Below are 19,580 nucleotides of genomic sequence, written 5' to 3' on the forward strand. Positions count from 1 at the left end.
GGTGGTTTCGGTCGGGTGATCACGGGGGGACGGGGACGGGCTCAGCACCCGTCCAGGGCCTCGGCGACGAACCGGGCGATCGCGGCCAGCGGCTCGGGGCGGGTCAGGTCGAAGTGCTCGGCCGCAACCTCGTGCCGGTCGATCCCGCCGGCCGCGTACGGCTCCCAGGCCTCGGCGCCGGGCGCGTCCCCGGACCGGCCGAGGGTCGCGGTGACGTGCAGCACGCGGCCGTCGAACCGTCCGGTCGGGGCGTCCGCCACCGCCCGGACGACGGCCGTCGCGGTGGCGGCGAGGTGGTCGAGCGCGGCGGCGCCGGGGGCGAACCCGCCGCCCTCGCGGCCGAGCAGGTCGGCGACGAGCTCCGCGTCGACGTCCTCGGGTTCCGCACCCCAGTGTCCGCTCTCGACCGGGTAGGCGTCCAACACGGCCAGCAGGCGCACCTGTTCACCGGCGGCGCGCAGCGCGCAGGCCATGGCGTGCGCGATGTTCCCGCCGGTCGACCAGCCGAGCAGGTGGTAGGGGCCGGCCGGCTGCACCTCGCGGATCCGGTCCACGTAGTCCCCGACCATCGCCGCCAGGTCCGCGGGCCGCTCGGCGCGGCGGTCAAGGCCGCGGGCCTGGAGGCCGTAGACCGGGCGGTCCGGCAGCCCGTCGGCGAGGCCGGTGTAGCAGCGGCCGAGGCCGGTCACCGGGTGGACGCAGAACAGCGGCGGCCGGTCGCCCTCGCCGCCGAGCCGCACCAGCACCCCGGGGTCCGCGGCCGGGCCGCCGTCCAGCAGGGCGGCCAGTCCGGCCGGGCTCGGGGCGCGGAACAGGTCGGTCAGCTCGGCGGGTTCGCCGAGCTCGGCGCGGATCCGGGTGACGAGGCGGGTGGCCAGCAGGGAGTGGCCGCCGAGGTGGAAGAAGTCGTCCTCCACCCCGACCTCGGGCAGGCCGAGCGCCTCGGCGAACAGCCGGCAGAGCGCCTCCTCGCGGGGGCCCCGGGGCGCGCGGGTGACGCGCACCTCGGCCTCGGGGGCGGGCAGGGCGCCGCGGTCCACCTTGCCGTTGCCGGTCAGCGGCAGCGCCTCCAGCACCACGACGGCCGACGGGACGGCGTACTCCGGCAGGACGGTGCCCAGGTGGCGGCGCAGTTCGGCGCCCGTGACGGCCGCGCCCTCGCGCACCACCGCGTAGCCGACCAGCCTCCGGTCTCCCGGGCGGTCCTCCCGGACCACGGCGACGGCGCCGGTCACGTCCGCGCGGCGCTCCAGCGCCGCCGCCACCTCGCCCGGCTCGATCCGGACTCCACGGACCTTCACCTGGTCGTCCGCCCGGCCCACGAAGACGAGTCGGCCGTCCACCGTCCACCGCACGAGGTCTCCCGTGCGGTACATCCGCTCGCCCGGCCCCGCGAAGGGATCCGGGAGGAAGCGCGACGCCGTCAGCCCGGGACGCCCGAGGTAGCCGCGCGCCACCTGCGCCCCGGCGACGTACAGTTCGCCGGCCACGCCCGCCGGCACCGGCCGCAGCCCGGCGTCCAGCACGTAGACCCGGGTGCCGTCGAGCGGGCGGCCGATGGGCGCCCCGCCGTCCGGCCGCAGCGGCTCGCTGGCGGTCGCGCAGACGGTGGTCTCGGTCGGCCCGTAGGCGTTGATCAGCTCCCGGCCGGGTGCCCACCGCGCCACGAGCTCGCCGGGCAGGGCCTCGCCCGCGACGACCAGGACGGCCAGTCCGCCCAGGTCCGCCGCCGACCGCGCGGGCAGCGTCGCGAGGACGGCGGGCGTGATGACGGCGTGGGTGACACCGCGCTCCGCCAGCACCCGCGCGAGCGGCTCGCCGGACCGCGCGTCGGCGGGCGGCAGCACCAGCGCCGCTCCGGCCAACAGCGCGTTGGCCCACTCGTAGACGGCCGCGTCGAAGCCCGGCGAGGCCAGCTGGAGCAGCGAGCGGCCCGGGCCGAGGCGCAGCTTCGCCGCGGACGCGGCCACCAGGTTGGCGAGGCCGGCGTGCGGGACCTGGACGGCCTTCGGGGTGCCGGTGGAGCCGGACGTGTAGATCAGGTAGGCGGCGTTCTGCGGGTGGACCCGGCTAGGCAGGTCCTCGCTCGGATGTGCCGCCACGACGGCCGTCACCGTCGGGTCGTCCAGCAGCAGGCACGGCCCGTCGATCCCCGTCGCCGATGTCGTGAGCACCAGCGACGGACGGGCGTCGGCCAGCATGAACTCCACCCGCTGCCGCGGATACCCCGGATCCACCGGCAGGTACGTCCCACCGGCCTTCAGCACCGCCAGCACGGACACCACAGCGTCTGTGGAGCGAGGCAGCGCCACCGCCACCACCGACTCCGGCCCCACACCCCGCACCACCAGCTCCCGCGCCAACCGGTTCGCCCGCGCGTTCAGCTCACCGAAGCTCACCTCGCGGTCCCCGTCGACCAGCGCCGGCGCGCACGGCTGCTCCGCCGCCCTCGCCTCGAACACCTGGTGGGCGAGCAGGCCGGAGTCCGCAGCGCGCACGGCTCCCGTCCCGTGGGCCAGGAGGGCGGCCCGCTCGGCGGGCTCCAGGAGCTCCAGCGCGCCGACCCGGGCTTCCGGGTCCGCCACCATCCCGGACAACAGCCGGACGAACCGGCGGGCGAGCGTCTCCGCCGTCGTGCGGTCGAACAGGTCCGTCGCGAACTCCAGCTCGCCGCCGATCCCGCCCGGCCCGCCGTCGCCGGTCCGGCGCTCCCAGAGGCCGGCCGCGAGGTCGAACTTGGCGTTCGGCAGGTCGACCGGGACCTCCTCGACCTCAAGACCCGGCAGCCCGGCCTCGGACCACGCGTTGTTCTGCAGCACGAGCGCGGTCTGGAAGAGCGGGTGCCGGGCCGCCGACCGGACCGGGTTGAGCACCTCGACCAGCCGCTCGAACGGCACGTCCTGGCTGCCCAGCGCCTCCAGGTCCGCCTCCCGCACCCGGCGCACCAGCTCCCGGACGCTCGGGTCGCCGGAGACGTCGGTGCGCAGCACCAGGGTGTTGGCGAAGAACCCGACCAGGTCGTCGAGCGCCTCGTCCGAACGGCCCGCCACCACCGTGCCGACGGGGATGTCCGCCCCGGCCCCGAGGCGGGACAGCAGCAGCGCCCAGCCCGCCCGCAGCACCATGAACAGCGTCGCCCCGGACTCGCGCGCCAGCGCCACCAGTCCCGCGTGCACGTCGGCGGGCACCTCGACGTCCACCGTGTCGCCCGCGAAGGTCGCGACGGCGGGCCTCGGACGGTCCGACGGCAGCGCCAGCTCCTCCGGCAGGTCGCACAAACGGTCCTTCCAGAAGGCGAGCTGACGATCCATCACATCCGGCTCGCCGAGCACCCGGTGCTGCCAGAGCGCGTAGTCGCCGTACTGGACGGGGAGTTCGGCCCAGGCCGGAGCCCCGCCACTCGCACGGCGGGTCGTGTACGCGGCGGTCAGGTCGCGCAGCAGCGGGCCCATCGACCAGCCGTCGCACGCGATGTGGTGCACCACGAGCAGGAAAACGTGCTCGTCCGGTGCGACGCGGAACAGCGAGGCGCGCAGCGGAAGTTCGCGCGCCAGGTCGAACTCGTACCCGGCCGCGGCGGCGATCCGCCCGGGCAGGTCCTCCGGGGCGTAGTCGGCCGCCTCCCAGGGGACGAGCGGTTCGCCCGTCACCGGCACCACGTGCTGCCAGGGCGAGCCGTCCGCCACCGGGAAAACCGTCCGCAGGCTCTCGTGCCGGCCCACCACGTCCTCCAGCGCCGCCCGCAGCGCCCCCTCGTCCAGTGCCCCCTTCAGCCGCAGCGCGGTCGGCACCGTGTACGTCGAGGCGCTCCCGGTGCCCTCCCACTCGCGCAGGAACCAGAGGCGCTGCTGGGCGTACGAGAGCGGCGTCCGCTCGCCGCGCTCCACCGCGACCAGCGGCTCGTGCGGCGCTGCGGTCCGCGACTGCAGCAGCGCGGCGAGCCGGGCAGCCGTCGGCGCCTGGAAGAGGTCGCGGATGCCCAGCTCCACGCCGAGCGCCGCCCTGGCCCGGACGAGCAGGCGGATGGCCTGCAGGGAGTGCCCGCCCAGCGCGAAGAAGTCCTCGTCCACACCGACCCTGGGCACGCCCAGGATCTCCGCGAAGAGCCCGGCGAGGAGTTCCTCGCGGGCGTCGCGCGGGGCGTGCGCGACCTGCGCGACGACCGCGGGCGCGGGCAGGGCACGGCGGTCCACCTTGCCGTTGCCCGTCAGCGGCAGCGCCTCCAGCACCACGACGGCCGACGGCACCGCGTACTCCGGCAGCACCGACGCGACCTCGCTGCGCACGGCGGCGGCATCGGGTGAGGCTCCCGCGGCCGGGACGACGTAGCCGACGAGCCTCCGGTCCCCAGGGCGGTCCTCCCGGACCACCGCGACCGCGGCGACGACGTCCGCACAGCGCTCCAGCGCCGCCGACACCTCCCCCAGCTCGATCCGGTAGCCGCGCACCTTCACCTGATCGTCCGACCGCCCCACGAAGGCGAGTTGGCCGTCCGGCAGCCACCGCACCACATCGCCCGTGCGGTACATCCGCTCCCCCGGACCGGCGAAAGGATCCGGGAGGAAGCGCGACGCCGTCAGCCCGGGGCGGCCCAGGTAGCCGCGCGCCACCTGCACCCCGGCCAGGTACAACTCGCCCGCCACCCCCACCGGCACCGCACGCAGCCCCGCATCCAGCACGTAGGCCCGCGTGTTCGTCGTCGCCCGGCCCAGGACCGGCGAACCGGCCGCCGACAGCGGCGTCATCACCGTGTCGACGGTGCACTCGGCCGGTCCGTACGCGTTGTGCGCGACCAGGCCGGGCGTCGCGCGCAGCCGCTCCCACAGCGGTGCCGGGAGCGCCTCGCCGCCCAGGAGCAGGGTCCGCACGACGGGCAGGCCCTCGGCCGGGTCCGGCCGGAGCAGCCCCTCCTCGACCAGTTCCGCCGCGTAGGCGGGCGTGGTGTCCAGCAGGTCGACGCCCGCGCGGCGCAGGTCCGCCACGGCGGCGGCGGCGTCCCGGCGGGTCTCCTCGTCCAGCACGTACAGCTCGTGTCCGAGGAACAGCGCGCTCAGCGACTGCCAGCTCGCGTCGAAGGAGGACGACGACGTGCTCGCGACGCGGGCCCGGGAGCGGCCCGTCGCGGCGAGGTGGTCGGCCAGCACCGAGCGGTCGAGGTGCCGGGCGAGGTTGGCGAGGCCGGCGTGCGGGACCTGGACGGCCTTGGGGGTGCCGGTGGAGCCGGACGTGTAGATCAGGTAGGCGGCGTTCTGCGGGTGGACCCGGCTAGGCAGGTCCTCGCTTCCATGCGCCGCCACCGCGGCCGTCACCGTCGGGTCGTCCAGCAGCAGGCACGGCCCGTCGATCCCCAGCGCCGACGTCGTGAGCACCAGCGACGGACGGGCGTCCGCCAGCATGAACTCCACCCGCTGCCGCGGATACCCCGGATCCACCGGCAGATACGTCCCACCGGCCTTCAGCACCGCCAGCACGGACACCACAGCGTCTGCGGAGCGAGGCAGCGCCACCGCCACCACCGACTCCGGCCCCACACCCCGCACCACCAGCTCGCGAGCCAGCCGGTTCGCCCGCGCGTTCAGCTCACCGAAGCTCAGCTCGTGGTCGCCGAACACCAGAGCGCGTTCGGCCGGGCGCGTCCTCGCCTGCTGCTCGAAGAGCCGGTGCACCGGCTCGGCGCCGGGCTCGGGCGTCACGGCACCGGCCCACTCCTCCAACTGGTCTCGCTCCGAGTCCTCCAGGAGCCCCAGCGCGCCCACCCGGGTGTCCGGGTCCGCCACCATCCCGGACAACAGCCGGACGAACCGCCGGGCGAGCGTCTCCGCCGTCGAGCGGTCGAACAGGTCCGTCGCGAACTCCAGCTCGCCGCCGATCCCGCCCGGCCCGCCGGCCGCCGACGTCAGCTCCCAGCAGTCCACCGACAGGTCGAACTTGGCGATCCGGTGCTCGACCGGAACGTCCTCGGTCTCCAGTCCGGGCAGGTCCAGCTCGGACCAGGTGGTGTTCTGGAGGATCAGCAGCGTCTGGAAGAGCGGGTGCCGGGCCGCCGACCTGGCCGGGTTCAGGACCTCGACCAGGCGCTCGAACGGCACGTCCTGACTGCCCAGCGCGTCCAGGTCCGCCTCGCGGACCCGGCGCAGCAACTCGCGCACACTCGGATCGCCCGACAGGTCCGTCCGCAGCACCAGCGTGTTGACGAAGAACCCGATCAGCTCGTCCAACGCCTCGTCCGAACGGCCCGCCACCACCGTGCCCACGGGGATGTCGGTGCCGGCGCCCAGCCGCGAGAGCAGCAGCGCCCACCCCGCCCGCAGCACCATGAACAGCGTCGCACCACTCTCACGAGCCAGCGCCACCAGCCCGGCGTGCACGTCGGCGGGTATCGCGAGGTCCACGGTGTCGCCCGCGAAGGTCGCGACGGCGGGCCTCGGACGGTCCGACGGCAGCGCCAGCTCCTCCGGCAGGCCGGCCAGCCGCTCGCGCCAGAAGTCAAGTTGACGGTTCATCAGCGAATCGGAGTCATCCTCCTCGCCCAGCACGCCGCGCTGCCAGAGCGCGTAGTCGCCGTACTGAACGTCGAGTTCGGACCACGCCGGGGGCTCGCCCGTCCCGCTGCGGGCCGCGTACGCGGCGGTGAGGTCGCGCAGCAGCGGTTCCATCGACCAGCCGTCGCACGCGATGTGGTGCATCACCAGCAGGAACACGTGCTCATCGGGAGCGATCCGGAACAGCCAGGCCCGGAGCGGGAGTTCGCTCGCGAGGTCGAAGACGCCGTGCACGGCCCCGTCGATCAGGCCGGTGACGGCCTCCGCCGCACACGCCACGCTCTCCCAGGGCACGAGCGGTTCGCCCGTCACCGGCACCACGTGCTGCCACGGCACGCCGTCGACGACCGGGAACACCGTCCGCAGGCTCTCGTGCCGGCCCACCACGTCCTCCAGCGCCGCCCGCAAGGCGCCCTCGTCCAGCGCACCCCGCAGCCGGACGGTCAGCGGCATCGCGTACGTCGCCGTCCGGGCCTCGCTGTCCACGGTCCCGAGGAACCAGAGGCGCTGCTGGGCGTGCGACAGCGGGAGCCGCTCGGGGCGCTCGACGGGCCGCAGCGGCGGCCTCGGGGCCACCGCGCCACGCCGGTCGAGCAGGGCGGTCAGCCCGGCCACGGTCGGCGCCTGGAACAGGTCGCGGATGCCCAGCTCCACGCCGAGCACCGAGCGGACCCGGGCGACGAGGCGCATGGCCAGCAGCGAGTGCCCGCCGAGCGCGAAGAAGTCGTCCTCCACCCCGACCCGCGCACGGCCCAGCACCTGCTCGAACAGTCCGCACAGCACTTCCTCCCGCGCGTCCCGGGGCGCCCGCGTGACGTGCACCTCGGCCTCCGGCGCGGGCAACGCACGGCGGTCCACCTTGCCGTTGCCGGTCAGCGGCAGCGCCTCCAGCAGCACGACGGCCGACGGCACCGCATACTCCGGCAGGAGCGCGCCGAGCTCGCGCCGCACCTCGGCACCCGTCACGGCCGCGCCCTCGCGCGCCACCGCGTACCCGACGAGCCGCCGGTCTCCCGGGCGGTCCTCCCGGACCACCGCGACCGCGGTGACGACGTCCGCACAGCGCTCCAGCGCCGCCGACACCTCACCGAGCTCGATCCGGAACCCGCGCACCTTCACCTGGTCGTCCGCCCGTCCCAGGAAGGCGAGTTGGCCGTCCGGCAGCCACCGCACCACATCACCAGTCCGGTACATCCGCTCCCCCGGACCACCGAACGGGTCCGGCAGGAACCGCGACGCCGACAGCCCGGGGCGGCCCAGGTAGCCGCGCGCCACCTGCGCCCCGGCGAGGTACAACTCGCCTGCCACGCCCACCGGCACCGGACGCAGCCCCGCATCCAGCACGTAGGCCCGCGTGTTCGTCGTCGCCCGCCCGAGCAGCGGCCCGTCGGTGTCGCCGAACCACGCCGCCAGCGCGTCCACCGTGTTCTCCGTCGGGCCGTAGGTGTTCTGCCCGGTCCACCCCGGCGCGTCCAGCATCCGGCGCCACAGCGACTCCGGCAGCGCCTCGCCGCCGACCACGAGGGTCCGGGGCGAGCGCGGGTCCGCCTCCAGCAGGCCCTGCTCGACCAGTTCGGCGGCGTAGCCCGGCGTCGTCTCCAGCAGTTCGATGCCTTCCCGCCCGATGTACTCGGCCAGTCGGGCGGCGTCGCGGCGGTCGTCGTCGTCCGTCAGGTGCAGTTCGTGGCCGAGGAACAGCCCGAGCACCGGGGTCCAGCTGGAGTCGAAGGCCAGCGGCGCGGTCGAGATCATGCGGATCCGGGTGGCGCCCGAGCGGGCCCGGTGACCGGCGAAGGTCACGCGCTCGTAGTGGTGGCAGAGGTTGGCGAGGCTGCCGTGGTCGATCACGACGCCCTTGGGCCGGCCCGTCGAACCCGACGTATAGATGACGTACGCCGCGTGCCGCGGAGCCAGGGCCACCGCGAGGTCCCCATCGGCGTGCCGCGCCACCGCCTCATCATCGAACAGCAGTTGAGCGACGTGCGGATAACCGGCGCCCAGCTCCCGATCGGTGACCAGCACCTCCGGAGCCGCGTCCGCCAGCATGAACTCCACCCGCTCACGCGGATACTCCGCGTCGATCGGCAGATACGTACCACCCGCCTTCAGCACCGCCAGCAGCGCCACCACCGACTCCACCGACCGCGGCAACAGCACCGCGACCCGCACCTCCGGCCCCACACCCCGCGCCACCAGCTCACGCGCCACCCGGTTCGCCCGCGCGTTCAGCTCACCGAAGGTCCAGGCCCGACCGCCGAACACCAGCGCCCGCTCGTCCGGGCGGCTCCGGGCCTGCTCCTCGAAGAGCCGGTGCACCGGTTCGCGGTCCACGGCCGGCTCGACGACACCGGCCCACTCCTCCAGCAACCGGTGCCGCTCCGACGGCTCCAGCACCTCCAGCGACCCCATCCGGACGTCCGGCTCCGCCGCCATCGCCGCGAGCACCCGGACGAACCGGCGGGCCAGGTCCTCGGCGGTCGACCGGTCGAACAGGTCGCTAGCGTACTCCAACTGACCGCCGAGCCCGACCGGTTCACCCGTCGGGCCCGCCTTCTCCCAGAAGTCGACGGACAGGTCGAACTTCGCGATCCGGTGGTCCACCGGGATCTCGTCGACCCGCAGGCCCGACAGCCCCGGCTCGGACCACGCGTTGTTCTGCAGGATCAGCATGGTCTGGAAGAGCGGGTGGCGGGCCGCCGACCTGGCCGGGTTCAGCACCTCGACCAGCCGCTCGAACGGCACGTCCTGACTGCCCAGCGCATCCAGGTCCGCCTCCCGCACCCGGCGCAGCAACTCGCGCACGCTCGGATCGCCCGACAGATCCGTCCGCAGCACCAGCGTGTTGACGAAGAACCCGACCAGGTCGTCCAACGCCTCGTCCGAACGGCCCGCCACCACCGTGCCCACGGGGATGTCGGTGCCGGCCCCGAGGCGGGACAGCAGCAGCGCCCACCCCGCCCGCAGCACCATGAACAGCGTCGCCCCGGACTCCCGCGCCAGCGCCACCAACCCGGCGTGCACCTCCGCCGGCACCGCCACGTCGACCACGCCGCCGGCGAAGCCCGGTTCGAGGGGCCGCGGCCGGTCGGTGGGCAGCGTGAGCTCCTCCGGCAGGCCGGACAGCCGCGAGCGCCAGAAGTCGATCTGACGGTTCGTCAAGGACTCGGGATCGTCCTCCGCGCCCAGCACGCCGCGCTGCCACAGCGCGTAGTCGCCGTACTGCACCGGGAGTTCGGACCACCCCGGAGCGTCGCCGGTCGTGCTGCGGGTGGCGTGGGCGGCGGTGAGGTCGCGCAGCAGCGGTCCCATCGACCAGCCGTCGCACGCAATGTGGTGCACCACGAGGAGCAGCACGTGATCCTCCGGGGCGATCCTGAACAGCCAGGCCCGGAGCGGGAGTTCATTCGCGAGGTCGAAGCCGTGGCCGGACGCCGCCGCCAGCCGCTCGTCGAGCTCCTCCCGGCCGCACGCAGACACCTCCCACGGGACGAGCGGTTCGCCCTTCACCGGCACGACCTGCTGCCACGGCACGCCGTCGACGACCGGGAACACCGTCCGCAGGCTCTCGTGCCGGCCCACCACGTCCTCCAGCGCCGCCCGCAGCGCACCCTCGTCCAGCGCGCCCCGCAGCCGCAGTGCGGTCGGCACCGTGTACGTCGAGGCGCCGCTCGCCCGTTCCCACTCGCGCAGGAACCAGAGGCGCTGCTGGGCGTACGAGAGCGGGAGCCGCTCGGGCCGCTCGACGGGCCGCAGCGGCGGCCGCGGGGCCACCGCGCCGCGCTGGTCGAGCAGGGCGGTCAGCCCGGCCACGGTCGGCGCCTGGAACAGGTCGCGGATGCCCAGCTCCACGCCGAGCGCCGAACGGACCCGGCTGACCAGCCGCGTCGCCAGCAGGGAGTGCCCGCCCAGCTCGAAGAAGTCGTCCTCCACCCCGACCCGCGCACGGCCCAGCACCTGCTCGAACAGCCCGCACAGCACCTCCTCCCGCGCGTCCCGGGGCGCCCGCGTGACGTGCACCTCGGCCTCCGGCGCGGGCAACGCACGGCGGTCCACCTTGCCGTTGCCGGTCAGCGGCAGCGCCTCCAGCACCACCACCGCCGACGGCACCGCATACTCCGGCAGCGCCGACGCCGCTTCCCTGCGCACGGCGGCGGGATCCGGCGCGGCTCCGGCGGCGGGGACGACGTACGCCACGAGCCGGCGGTCCCCCGGGCGGTCCTCCCGGACCACGGTGACGGCGGCCGAGACCTCCGCGCAGCGCTCCAGCGCCGCCGACACCTCGCCCAGCTCGATCCGGAACCCGCGCACCTTCACCTGGTCGTCCGCCCGGCCCAGGAACACGAGTTGGCCGTCCGCCGTCCACCGCACCAGGTCCCCGGTACGGTACATCCGCTCCCCCGGACCGCCGAACGGATCCGGCAGGAAGCGCGACGCCGACAGCCCGGGACGCCCGAGGTAGCCGCGCGCCACCTGCGCCCCGGCCACGTACAGCTCCCCGATCACCCCGGCCGGCACCGGACGCAGCGCGGCGTCCAGCACGTAGGCCCGCGTGTTCGTCGTCGCCCGGCCCAGCACCGGCGACGGCGCGACGGCGAACCACGCCATCAGCGCGTCCACGGTGTTCTCCGTCGGGCCGTAGGTGTTCTGTCCGGTCCACCCCGGCGTCGCCAGCACGCGCCGCCAGAGCGACTCCGACACCGCCTCGCCGCCGACGTTCAGCATGCGCGCGAAGCCGGACTCCCCGTCCAGGAGCCCCTGTTCGACCAGTTCCGCCGCGTAGCCCGGAGTGGTGTCGAGGAACTCGACCCGGGCCCGCTCCAGGTACTCCACCAGCCGCGCGGCGTCGCGGCGGGTCTCGTCGTCCAGCAGGTGCAGCTCGTGGCCGACGAACATGGCCAGCAGCGCCACCCAGCACGAGTCGAACGCGAGCGGGGCCGTCGTGGCGAGGCTCGCCCGCTCCCGGCCGGTGGCGGCCAGCAGTTCGGCGTAGGTGGTGACCTCGTAGTGGTGGCAGAGGTTGGCGAGGCTGCCGTGGTCGATCACGACGCCCTTCGGCCGGCCCGTCGAACCCGACGTGTAGATGACGTACGCCGCGTGCCGCGGAGCCAGGGCCACCCCGAGGTCCTCATCAGCGTGCCGCGCCACCGCCTCGTCGTCGAGCAGAAGTCGAGCGACGTGCGGATAGCCGGCGCCCAGCTCCCGATCGGTGACCAGCACCTCCGGAGCCGCGTCCGCCAGCATGAACTCCACCCGCTCACGCGGATACTCCGCGTCGATCGGCAGATACGTACCACCCGCCTTCAGCACCGCCAGCAGCGCCACCACCGACTCCACCGACCGCGGCAACAGCACCGCGACCCGCACCTCCGGCCCCACACCCCGCGCCACCAGCTCACGCGCCACCCGGTTCGCCCGCGCATTCAGCTCGCCATAGCTCAGTTCCCGCTCTTCACAGACCAGAGCGCGCTCGTCCGGGCTCGTCCGCGCCTGCCGCTCGAACAGCCGGTGCACCGGCTCGGGGTCGGCCGCCGGCTCGACGACACCGGCCCACTCCTCCAGCAACCGGTGCCGCTCCGACGGCTCCAGCACCTCCAGCGCCCCCACCCGGACGTCCGGATCGGCCACCATCCCCGCCAGCACCCGGACGAACCGCTCCACCAACCCCTCGGCCGTCGGCCGGTCGAACAGGTCGCTCGCGTACTCCAACTGACCGCCGAGGCCGGCCGGCTGCCCATCCTCGGCGAAGTGCTCCCAGGCGTCCAGGGACAGGTCGAACTTGGAGATCCGGTGGTCCACCCGGAACTCCTCGGTCTCCAGGCCCGGCAGCCGCAAGGTCGTCCAGGAGTTGTTCTGCAGCACCACCATGGTCTGGAAGAGCGGGTGCCGGGCCGCCGACCTGACCGGGTTCACCACCTCGACCAGCCGCTCGAACGGCACCTCCTGGCACCCGAAGGCGTCCAGGTCCGCCTCGCGCACCCGGCGCAGCAGCTCGCGCACGCTCGGATCGCCCGACAGATCCGTCCGCAGCACCAGCGTGTTGACGAAGAACCCAATCAGCTCGTCCAACGCCTCGTCCGAACGGCCCGCCACCACCGTGCCGATCGGAATCTCCGCCCCGGCGCCCAGCCGCGACAGCAGCAGCGCCCACCCCGCCCGCAGCACCATGAACAGCGTCGCGCCGTACTCCCGCGCCAGCGCCACCAGCCCGGCGTGCACGTCGGCGGGTACCGCGAGGGCCACGGTGTCGCCCGCGAAGGTCGCGACGGCGGGCCTCGGACGGTCCGACGGCAGCGCCAGCTCCTCCGGCAAGCCGGACAACCGCGTGCGCCAGAAGTTGAGCTGACGGTCCATCAGTGATCCGGGATCGTCCTCCTCGCCCAACACCTCCCGCTGCCACAGCGCGTAGTCCCCGTACTGCACCGGGAGTCGCGACGACCAGACCGGCGCCTCGCCCGTCGCGCCACGCGCGTCGTACGCGGCGGCGAGGTCGCGCAGCAGCGGCCCCATCGACCAGCCGTCGCACGCGATGTGGTGCACGACGAGCAGGAACACGTGCTCCTGCGGCGCCGTCCGGAACAGCGAGGCCCGCAGGGGCAGTTCGCGTGCCAGGTCGAAGGCCCGGGCCACGGTCGCGTCGACCAGCCCGGTCAGCTCCCGCTCGGCACACTCCCGCACCTCCAGCGGCACCAGCGGCTCGCCCGTCACCGGCACGACCTGCTGCCACGGCACGCCGTCCACCGCGGGGAAGACCGTCCGGAGGCTCTCATGCCGCCCCACCACGTCCTCCAGCGCCGCCCGCAGCGCCCCCTCGTCCAGCGCACCCCGCAGCCGCACCGCGACGACCTCGTTGTAGACGGCCGCGCCCTCCTCCAACTCCCGGAGGAACCACAGGCGTTGCTGCGCGTACGAGAGCGGGAGCAGCTCGGGGCGCGCCATCGCCTGCAGCGGTGCCCGCTTCTCCGCCGCGCCGCTGTTGAGCAGTTCGGCGACGCCCGCGACGGTCGAGGCGTCGAAGAAGTCCCGGATGCCGATCTCCACCCCGAAGACCGCCCGGATCCGCCCGAGCAGCCAGGTGGCCAGCAGCGAGTGCCCGCCGAGGTCGAAGAAGTCGTCCTCCACCCCGACCCGCGGCCGCTCCAGCACCTGCTCGAACAGCCCGCACAGCACCTCCTCGCGCGCCGTCCGAGGCACTCGGGGCTCACTGGCGAAGGGCTGGTCGGGGTTGGTCGGCATGGCGTCACCTCAGCGGGATCGTGGGGCTTCGGGGCTCCCTGGCAGGCGGGCGCAGGGGCATCACAAGGGAGAAGGGCACTAGGGGGAAGGGCACGCGGCACAGCGCGCGCGGACGGACGGCCGGGCACCGCCGAAGCCGTCGCAGCGCATCATGGCCCGAGGGGCCGGGCGTCCACCAGGGCCGTGGCCGACGGTCAGCCGAGCGCCAGGACGAACTCGACCTCCGGCGGCTCACCGGCGTCCGGGGCGTGCCGGGCGAGCGCCTCGCACACCGCCCGCCGCCAGTCCTCCGAGACGGCGGGCGGCACCAGTTGCTGACGGCACCCCGCGCCCGGCGCCGCGGCGGGCACCGCGACCCGGTAGTGCGCCTGCTCGTCCGCGTCCAGGCCCGGGAACCACGCGTCGTAGTCCCCCGGCCGGCCGTCCAGGCTCCAGCGCAGCCGGACGGGCCGCCCGTGCCGTTCGGCCAGCCGGTGGACGGCCTCCGGGTCGAGGCCGGGCACGCCCGGCCCGTCGACCGGCTCCGCCCGGCGTGCCGCGTGCAGCCGGCGGGCCTCGCCCAGGCGGGCGTTGGCGATCCCGCTGACGCCGAACGCCGCGGCGTCGCCCGCCAGCAGCCAGTCGAGCTCGTCGAGCCCGATCCGGGCGGCGGGCCGCCACGGGCCGGCCTCCGCCGGGGCCGGGCAGCCCACGTGCAGGACGGCGTCGTAGCGGAACAGCGTCATCTCGGTGGGCGCCGCGCCCAGGCGCGGGGCGAGCTCGACCGCCGTGATCGCCGGGAAGCGCCGCGGCAGGTCCGCCAGGTAGCCGGGGTCGACGCTCAGCTCGACGTCACCGGCGAGTTCGACCGCCACGTGGTCCAGGCGCAGGCCGCTGCGCGGTCCCGGCTCCCGCCGCAGCTCGTGCTTGAGCACCGCGAAGTGCTCCAGCAGGCGGGAGTCCCGCAGGTCGCCGAGGAACACGTGCCCGCCGGGCGCCATCCGGGGCAGCGTCGCGGCGATCACCGACTCCAGGTACGCCACCGAAGGGAAGTACTGGACGACCGAGTTGACGACGGCGGTGTCGTACCCGCCCGGCGTCGCGGCCGGCGGGGCGGGCACGTCGGCCGCGGCCTCCGCCACCGTGATCACGGCCTCCGGCCGCCCCCGGCGCAGGTCGTCGCCCAGTCGGCGCAGCAGGCGCACCGCCTCGGCGGAGAAGTCCGTCGCGGTGTACTCGCGGACGCCGAGCCGCTCGACCAGCGGCCGCGCGAGCAGCCCGGTGCCGGCGCCGATCTCCAGGACGGCGCGGGGCCCGAGCCGGGCGAGCCGCTCCACCGTGGTGTCCACCCACTCGGCCATGTGCGCGGCGCCGATCGGCCGGCCGGTGAAGCTGTCCGTCCACCCCGCCAGCCGGCCCGCCTCCGGACCGTCGTCGTCCGCGACCAGCCCGTACGCGTCCTCGAACACGGCCTGCCAGGACTCGACCACGACGGCCTCGTCGTCCTCGTCACCCGCCGGCCCGGGTTCGGGCAGCACCTCGACGAGCAGCCGCCGTGCCCCGGCCCCGTCGGCCCGCACGGTCACCGCCCGCACCGGCACCAACGGGGCCAGCGCGGCGGCGACCACGCCGGACAGGTCCGGCCGGGCGTCGTTCTCGTGCTCACGCTCTCGCACTGACACAGCATCAACTCCGGGATCGGGGTGCCGGAAACGGAGGTCCGCCCGCGAACGGCGGGCCACTGCTGCGCCATTTACCTGGAGCCGCGAACGGTCTGTCAATCGATCACCGCACCCCCCGGTGTCCAACCGCAGACGCCCGCGGTTGGACACCCGGCCGCCCGTCCCCGGACACCCGCCCCGCGCTGCTACCCTCGCGGACCGGCCCCTTCCGCTCCGGGTCGACCGGCGGCCCCGGCGGTTTCGATCAACCCCCGACGGGCCCGCGCGCTATACGTTTGTCCTCGTCGCCCGCGCCGCCCCGAGGAGAACCGTCATGGCCGACCAGACCCGCGCCCACCTGCTCACGGCCATCGAGCTCGCGGCCTCCGCCCGGGCCCACGGCAACCACCCGTTCGGCGCCCTGCTGACCGACGGCGCCGGCGGCGTCCTGCTCACCGCCGAGAACACCGTGCTCACGGACCACGACGTCACCGCCCACGCCGAGACCAACCTCGTCCGCCAGGCCTCCCGCCACCTAGCCCCGACCCAGCTCACCGGCGCCACCCTGTACTCCAGCACCGAACCGTGCGCCATGTGCGCCGGAGCGATCTACTGGAGCGGCATCCGCCGGGTCGTCTACGCCCTCGCCGCCCCCGAGCTGAACGCCATCGCCGGCGTGGACCCGGACGAGCCCGTCCTCGCCCTCCCCTGCCGCGACGTCTTCGCCGCCGGCGGCAACACCGTCACCGTCTCGGGCCCCCACCTCTACGACGAGGCCGCCGCCGTCCACACGGGCTACTGGGGATAGCCGCCCGGTGCGGATCCGCGGCCGACAAACGACGTGACCTCACGACCGGGTCGGTGTTACGGTGGAGCGGTTCGTGTTCGACCGGATCGAGGAAGTGGGGAGGTGGGGTTGATGACCGCGCTCAAGGCCGTCGCCGTGCGCAGCGCCCGGGTCACCCTCACGTCCCGGGCGTCGGCCTGACCCCGCCCTCGAATCCCCCTTCCCCGCCGGGAGCGTGAGCTCGCGGGGCCGGGGACGCGTCGCCGTCCCCGGACGAACACACCACACCGGAACGGAACCTCGTTCATCATGACCATCTCCACCACCTCCACCCCGCGCTGGACCACCCGCACCGAGACCGCCGACGACGTCCCGGCCGTCCGGGAGATCGTCCTCGCCGCGTTCGGGTCGCCGTCGGAGGCCGACCTCGTCGACGCCCTGCGGATGGACGGGGCCTGGATCGACGAGCTGTCCGTGCTGGCCGTCACCCCCGACGGCCGCCGGGTCGGCCACGCGCTGCTCACACGCTGCCACATCGGCGACACCCCCGCCCTGTGCCTGGCCCCCTGCGCCGTCCTCCCGGAGTACCAGCGCACCGGCGCCGGCTCCGCCGCGATCCGCGCCGCGCTCGACGAGGCACGCCGCCTGGGCGAGCGCTTCGTCGTCGTCCTCGGGCACCCGGACTACTACCCGCGCTTCGGCTTCGGCCGGGCCTCCGCCCACGGGATCGGCCTGAGCATCGAGGTGCCGGACGAGGCGCTGATGGCGCTGGGCCTGGACCCGGAGCACCACCCGCTGCCGTCCGGCACGGTCCGGTACGCGGCTCCGTTCGGAATCTGACGGTCCAAACCCTCCGGCACAACCGTCCGACACAGCCCTCCGCGGCCGGGACAGACGCCCTGTTCCGGCCGCGGAGGCGTCCGCATACGGACATACCGACTGCTGTTCCATCCGAGTTCAACCGCGCGCTCCTGACGCCGCCCCGCGCACCCCCTACCTTCCGTGGGGGACTGCGAGAAGGGGCCATGAACGACAGACAACATGCCGTACGGGCACGCGGATTGACGAAGCACTTCGGTGACGTCGTGGCGCTCGACGGGGTCGGGCTCGACCTGGCGGCCGGGCGGATCCACGGGCTGGCCGGGCCGAACGGGGCCGGGAAGACGACGCTGCTCGGGCTGCTGCTGGGCCTGGCCGTCGCCGACGGGGGCGAGTTGGAGGTGCTGGGCAGACCCGTCGGACGGGCCCTCGCCGCACCGCCCGGCGTCGCCGGGTTCGTCGACGGCCCCGGCCTCTACCCGTCCCTCACCGCCCGCCGGAACCTGGCCGCCCTCGCGGCCCTGACCGGCCAGGACGCCCGCACCGGCCGCATCGACGGGGCCCTGGCCGAGGTCGGGCTGAGCGACGTCGCGGACGACCGCGTGCGCGGGTTCTCCCTCGGCATGCGCCAGCGCCTCGGACTGGCCGCCGCGCTGCTCACGGACCCGCGCCTGCTGGTGCTCGACGAGCCGTCCAACGGCCTCGACCCGGCGGGCAAGCAGCACGTGCACCGGGCGCTGCGCCGCCTCGCGGACGACGGCGTGACCGTCGTGCTCTCCAGCCACCGCATGGACGACCTGGAGGCGCTCTGCGACGAGGTCACGATCCTCGCGACGGGCCGGGTCCGCTTCTCCGGCCCGCTGGAGAAGCTCGCGGCCGACAGCCCCGAGCTCGACTACCGCCTGCTCACGTCCGATCCGTCGGCCGCCCGGGCCGTGGCCGCCGAGACCCCGGGCATCAGGGCCGTCACCGGGACCGGGCCCCGGCGCGCGGCCGGGACGCTCGTCGTGCGCGCTTCGGCGCCGGCCGTCGAGCAGTTCGTGGGTGCCCTGGTGCACGCGGGCATCGGGGTGCGGGAAGTCGCTCCCGTGGTCCCGCCGCTGGAGGCCGCGTTCCTCGCCCTGACCGACCAGCAGGAGGGCGCCCGATGAGCACCGCACTCGCATCCCCGAAGGCGGCCCCCGGAACGCGGCCGGTACCGGTCGCCCGGGTGTACCGCTTCGAGGTCGTCAAGCTCGTCTCCCAGTGGCGGATCCGCCTGCTGGTGCTGGCCTGCTGGACGCTGCCCGGCCTGTTCGTCGCCGCCGTGGCCCAGCAGGGCACGCTGCCGTCCGACACGCTGTTCGGCCGCTGGATGCACGCCACCGGCTGGGCCGGGCCCCTGGTGGTGCTGGGCTTCGCCGGCTCCTGGGCCCTGCCCCTCCTCACCTCCGTGGTCGCGGGCGACGTCTTCGCCGCCGAGGACCGCCTCGGCACCTGGCGCCACCTGCTGGTCGCGATCCGCTCCCCGCGGCGGATCTTCGCGGCCAAGGCGCTGGCGAGCGGCACCGTGATCGTGCTGCTGGTGGCCGGGCTGATGGCGTCCGCGACGGCCGGCGGGCTGGCGGCGGTCGGGAACCGGCCGCTGGTCGGCGTCGACGGGCACCAGCTGCCGCCGTCCGACGCGGCCGGCGGCGTCCTGCTCGCGTGGACCTGCGCACTGGCACCGACCCTGGCGCTGGCCGCGATCGGGCTGCTCGGATCCGTCCTCCTCGGCCGCTCGCCGATGGGCCTGCTCGTCCCCGCGCTGACCGCGGTCGCGATGCAGCTCGCGCAGATGCTGCCGCTGCCGGTGGCGCTGCGCCTCGCGCTGCCCGGCTACGCCTTCGTCTCGTGGAACGGGCTGTTCGCCGACCCGGCGCAGCTCGACGAGCTGCTGATCTCGGTCGCGGTCAGCCTGGTGTGGGCCGTGGTGGCGACCGCCGCGGCCTACCGGCTGTTCGTGCGGCGCGACTTCACCAACGGCAGCGAGGACGGCGCGGAGCGCCGCGCGCTCACCTCCGGCGTCCTGCCGCTGGCCGGGCTGCTCGCGCTGACGTTCGGCGCGGTGGCCGTGGCCGCGCCGTCGACGGGCTCGGGGATCACCCAGGCGAAGGTGCAGCAGTCGGTGTCGACCGTGTTCGCCCACCTGTACCGGCTCCAGACCGAACAGCTGCACCGCCCCGCCGTCACCGAGGAGCAGCTGCGGGTCACGGCGGCGTGCGACCGCGGGGACGGCCACGTCGACCCGGAGGGCCCCGGCAACGACTGGCGCTGCGTCGTCACCTGGCACCTGCCGGGCGTGGCCGCGCCGGGCACGGCGGTCTACCAGCTCGACGTCGCCTCGGACGGCCGGCTGATGGCCGACGGCGACGGGCCGAAGGAGGTCAACGGCTACTTCCTGGTGCAGACCCCGGACGGGGACGCGCCGAACCCGCTGTGGCAGTTCGACGGGCAGCTCCCGCTGCTCTCCTCCTCACCCCACTGAACGCACCGCACACGCACCTCGCCCCCAACCAGTCCCACTCACCGAAGGAATGA

6 protein-coding genes are annotated in these 19,580 nt (G+C 74.8%); 4 read left to right on the forward strand and 2 right to left on the reverse strand.

Annotated elements, in window-relative coordinates; translation table 11 throughout:
- Positions 1 to 41: 41 nt before the first annotated feature.
- Both ACFVSN_RS07850 and ACFVSN_RS07855 read right to left on the reverse strand, forming a co-directional pair.
- A complete protein-coding gene (locus ACFVSN_RS07850) occupies positions 42 to 13,775 on the reverse strand; it encodes an amino acid adenylation domain-containing protein (RefSeq protein WP_387953996.1) in 13,734 nt (4,577 codons plus the stop codon).
- Positions 13,776 to 13,969: 194 nt separating this feature from the next.
- Positions 13,970 to 15,430 (reverse strand): methyltransferase, encoded by a 1,461-nt coding sequence (locus ACFVSN_RS07855; protein WP_387953997.1) that lies wholly within the window; start codon positions 15,428 to 15,430, stop codon positions 13,970 to 13,972.
- Between the two features lie 319 nt (positions 15,431 to 15,749).
- On the opposite strand from ACFVSN_RS07855, the gene ACFVSN_RS07860 reads away from it, so the two are divergent.
- The 4 genes from ACFVSN_RS07860 to ACFVSN_RS07875 all read left to right on the forward strand — a co-directional run bounded on the left by ACFVSN_RS07860 (position 15,750) and on the right by ACFVSN_RS07875 (position 19,527).
- Complete coding sequence (locus ACFVSN_RS07860) at positions 15,750 to 16,223, forward strand: nucleoside deaminase (protein WP_380441088.1); 474 nt, start codon at positions 15,750 to 15,752, stop codon at positions 16,221 to 16,223.
- Between the two features lie 288 nt (positions 16,224 to 16,511).
- Positions 16,512 to 17,042: a GNAT family N-acetyltransferase gene (locus ACFVSN_RS07865; RefSeq protein WP_387953999.1), complete on the forward strand. Its 531-nt coding sequence runs from the start codon at positions 16,512 to 16,514 to the stop codon at positions 17,040 to 17,042.
- Positions 17,043 to 17,227: 185 nt separating this feature from the next.
- On the forward strand, positions 17,228 to 18,172 hold the full coding sequence (locus ACFVSN_RS07870; protein WP_387588687.1) for an ABC transporter ATP-binding protein: 945 nt from the start codon (positions 17,228 to 17,230) through the stop codon (positions 18,170 to 18,172).
- On the forward strand, positions 18,169 to 19,527 hold the full coding sequence (locus tag ACFVSN_RS07875) for an ABC transporter permease (RefSeq protein WP_387588685.1): 1,359 nt from the start codon (positions 18,169 to 18,171) through the stop codon (positions 19,525 to 19,527). Before ACFVSN_RS07870 ends, ACFVSN_RS07875 begins: the two co-directional genes overlap by 4 nt.
- The last annotated feature ends 53 nt before the right edge of the window (positions 19,528 to 19,580 follow it).

It is taken from the genome of Kitasatospora sp. NPDC057904 (assembly GCF_042887925.1).
Lineage (GTDB): Bacteria > Actinomycetota > Actinomycetes > Streptomycetales > Streptomycetaceae > Kitasatospora.

Coding starts and splice junctions, on each gene's coding strand:
- ACFVSN_RS07850 (WP_387953996.1), bottom strand. CDS start 13,775: ATGCCGACCAACCCCGACCAGCCCTTCGCCAGTGAGCCCCGAGTGCCT.
- ACFVSN_RS07860 (WP_380441088.1), top strand. CDS start 15,750: ATGGCCGACCAGACCCGCGCCCACCTGCTCACGGCCATCGAGCTCGCG.
- ACFVSN_RS07865 (WP_387953999.1), top strand. CDS start 16,512: ATGACCATCTCCACCACCTCCACCCCGCGCTGGACCACCCGCACCGAG.
- ACFVSN_RS07870 (WP_387588687.1), top strand. CDS start 17,228: ATGAACGACAGACAACATGCCGTACGGGCACGCGGATTGACGAAGCAC.
- ACFVSN_RS07875 (WP_387588685.1), top strand. CDS start 18,169: ATGAGCACCGCACTCGCATCCCCGAAGGCGGCCCCCGGAACGCGGCCG.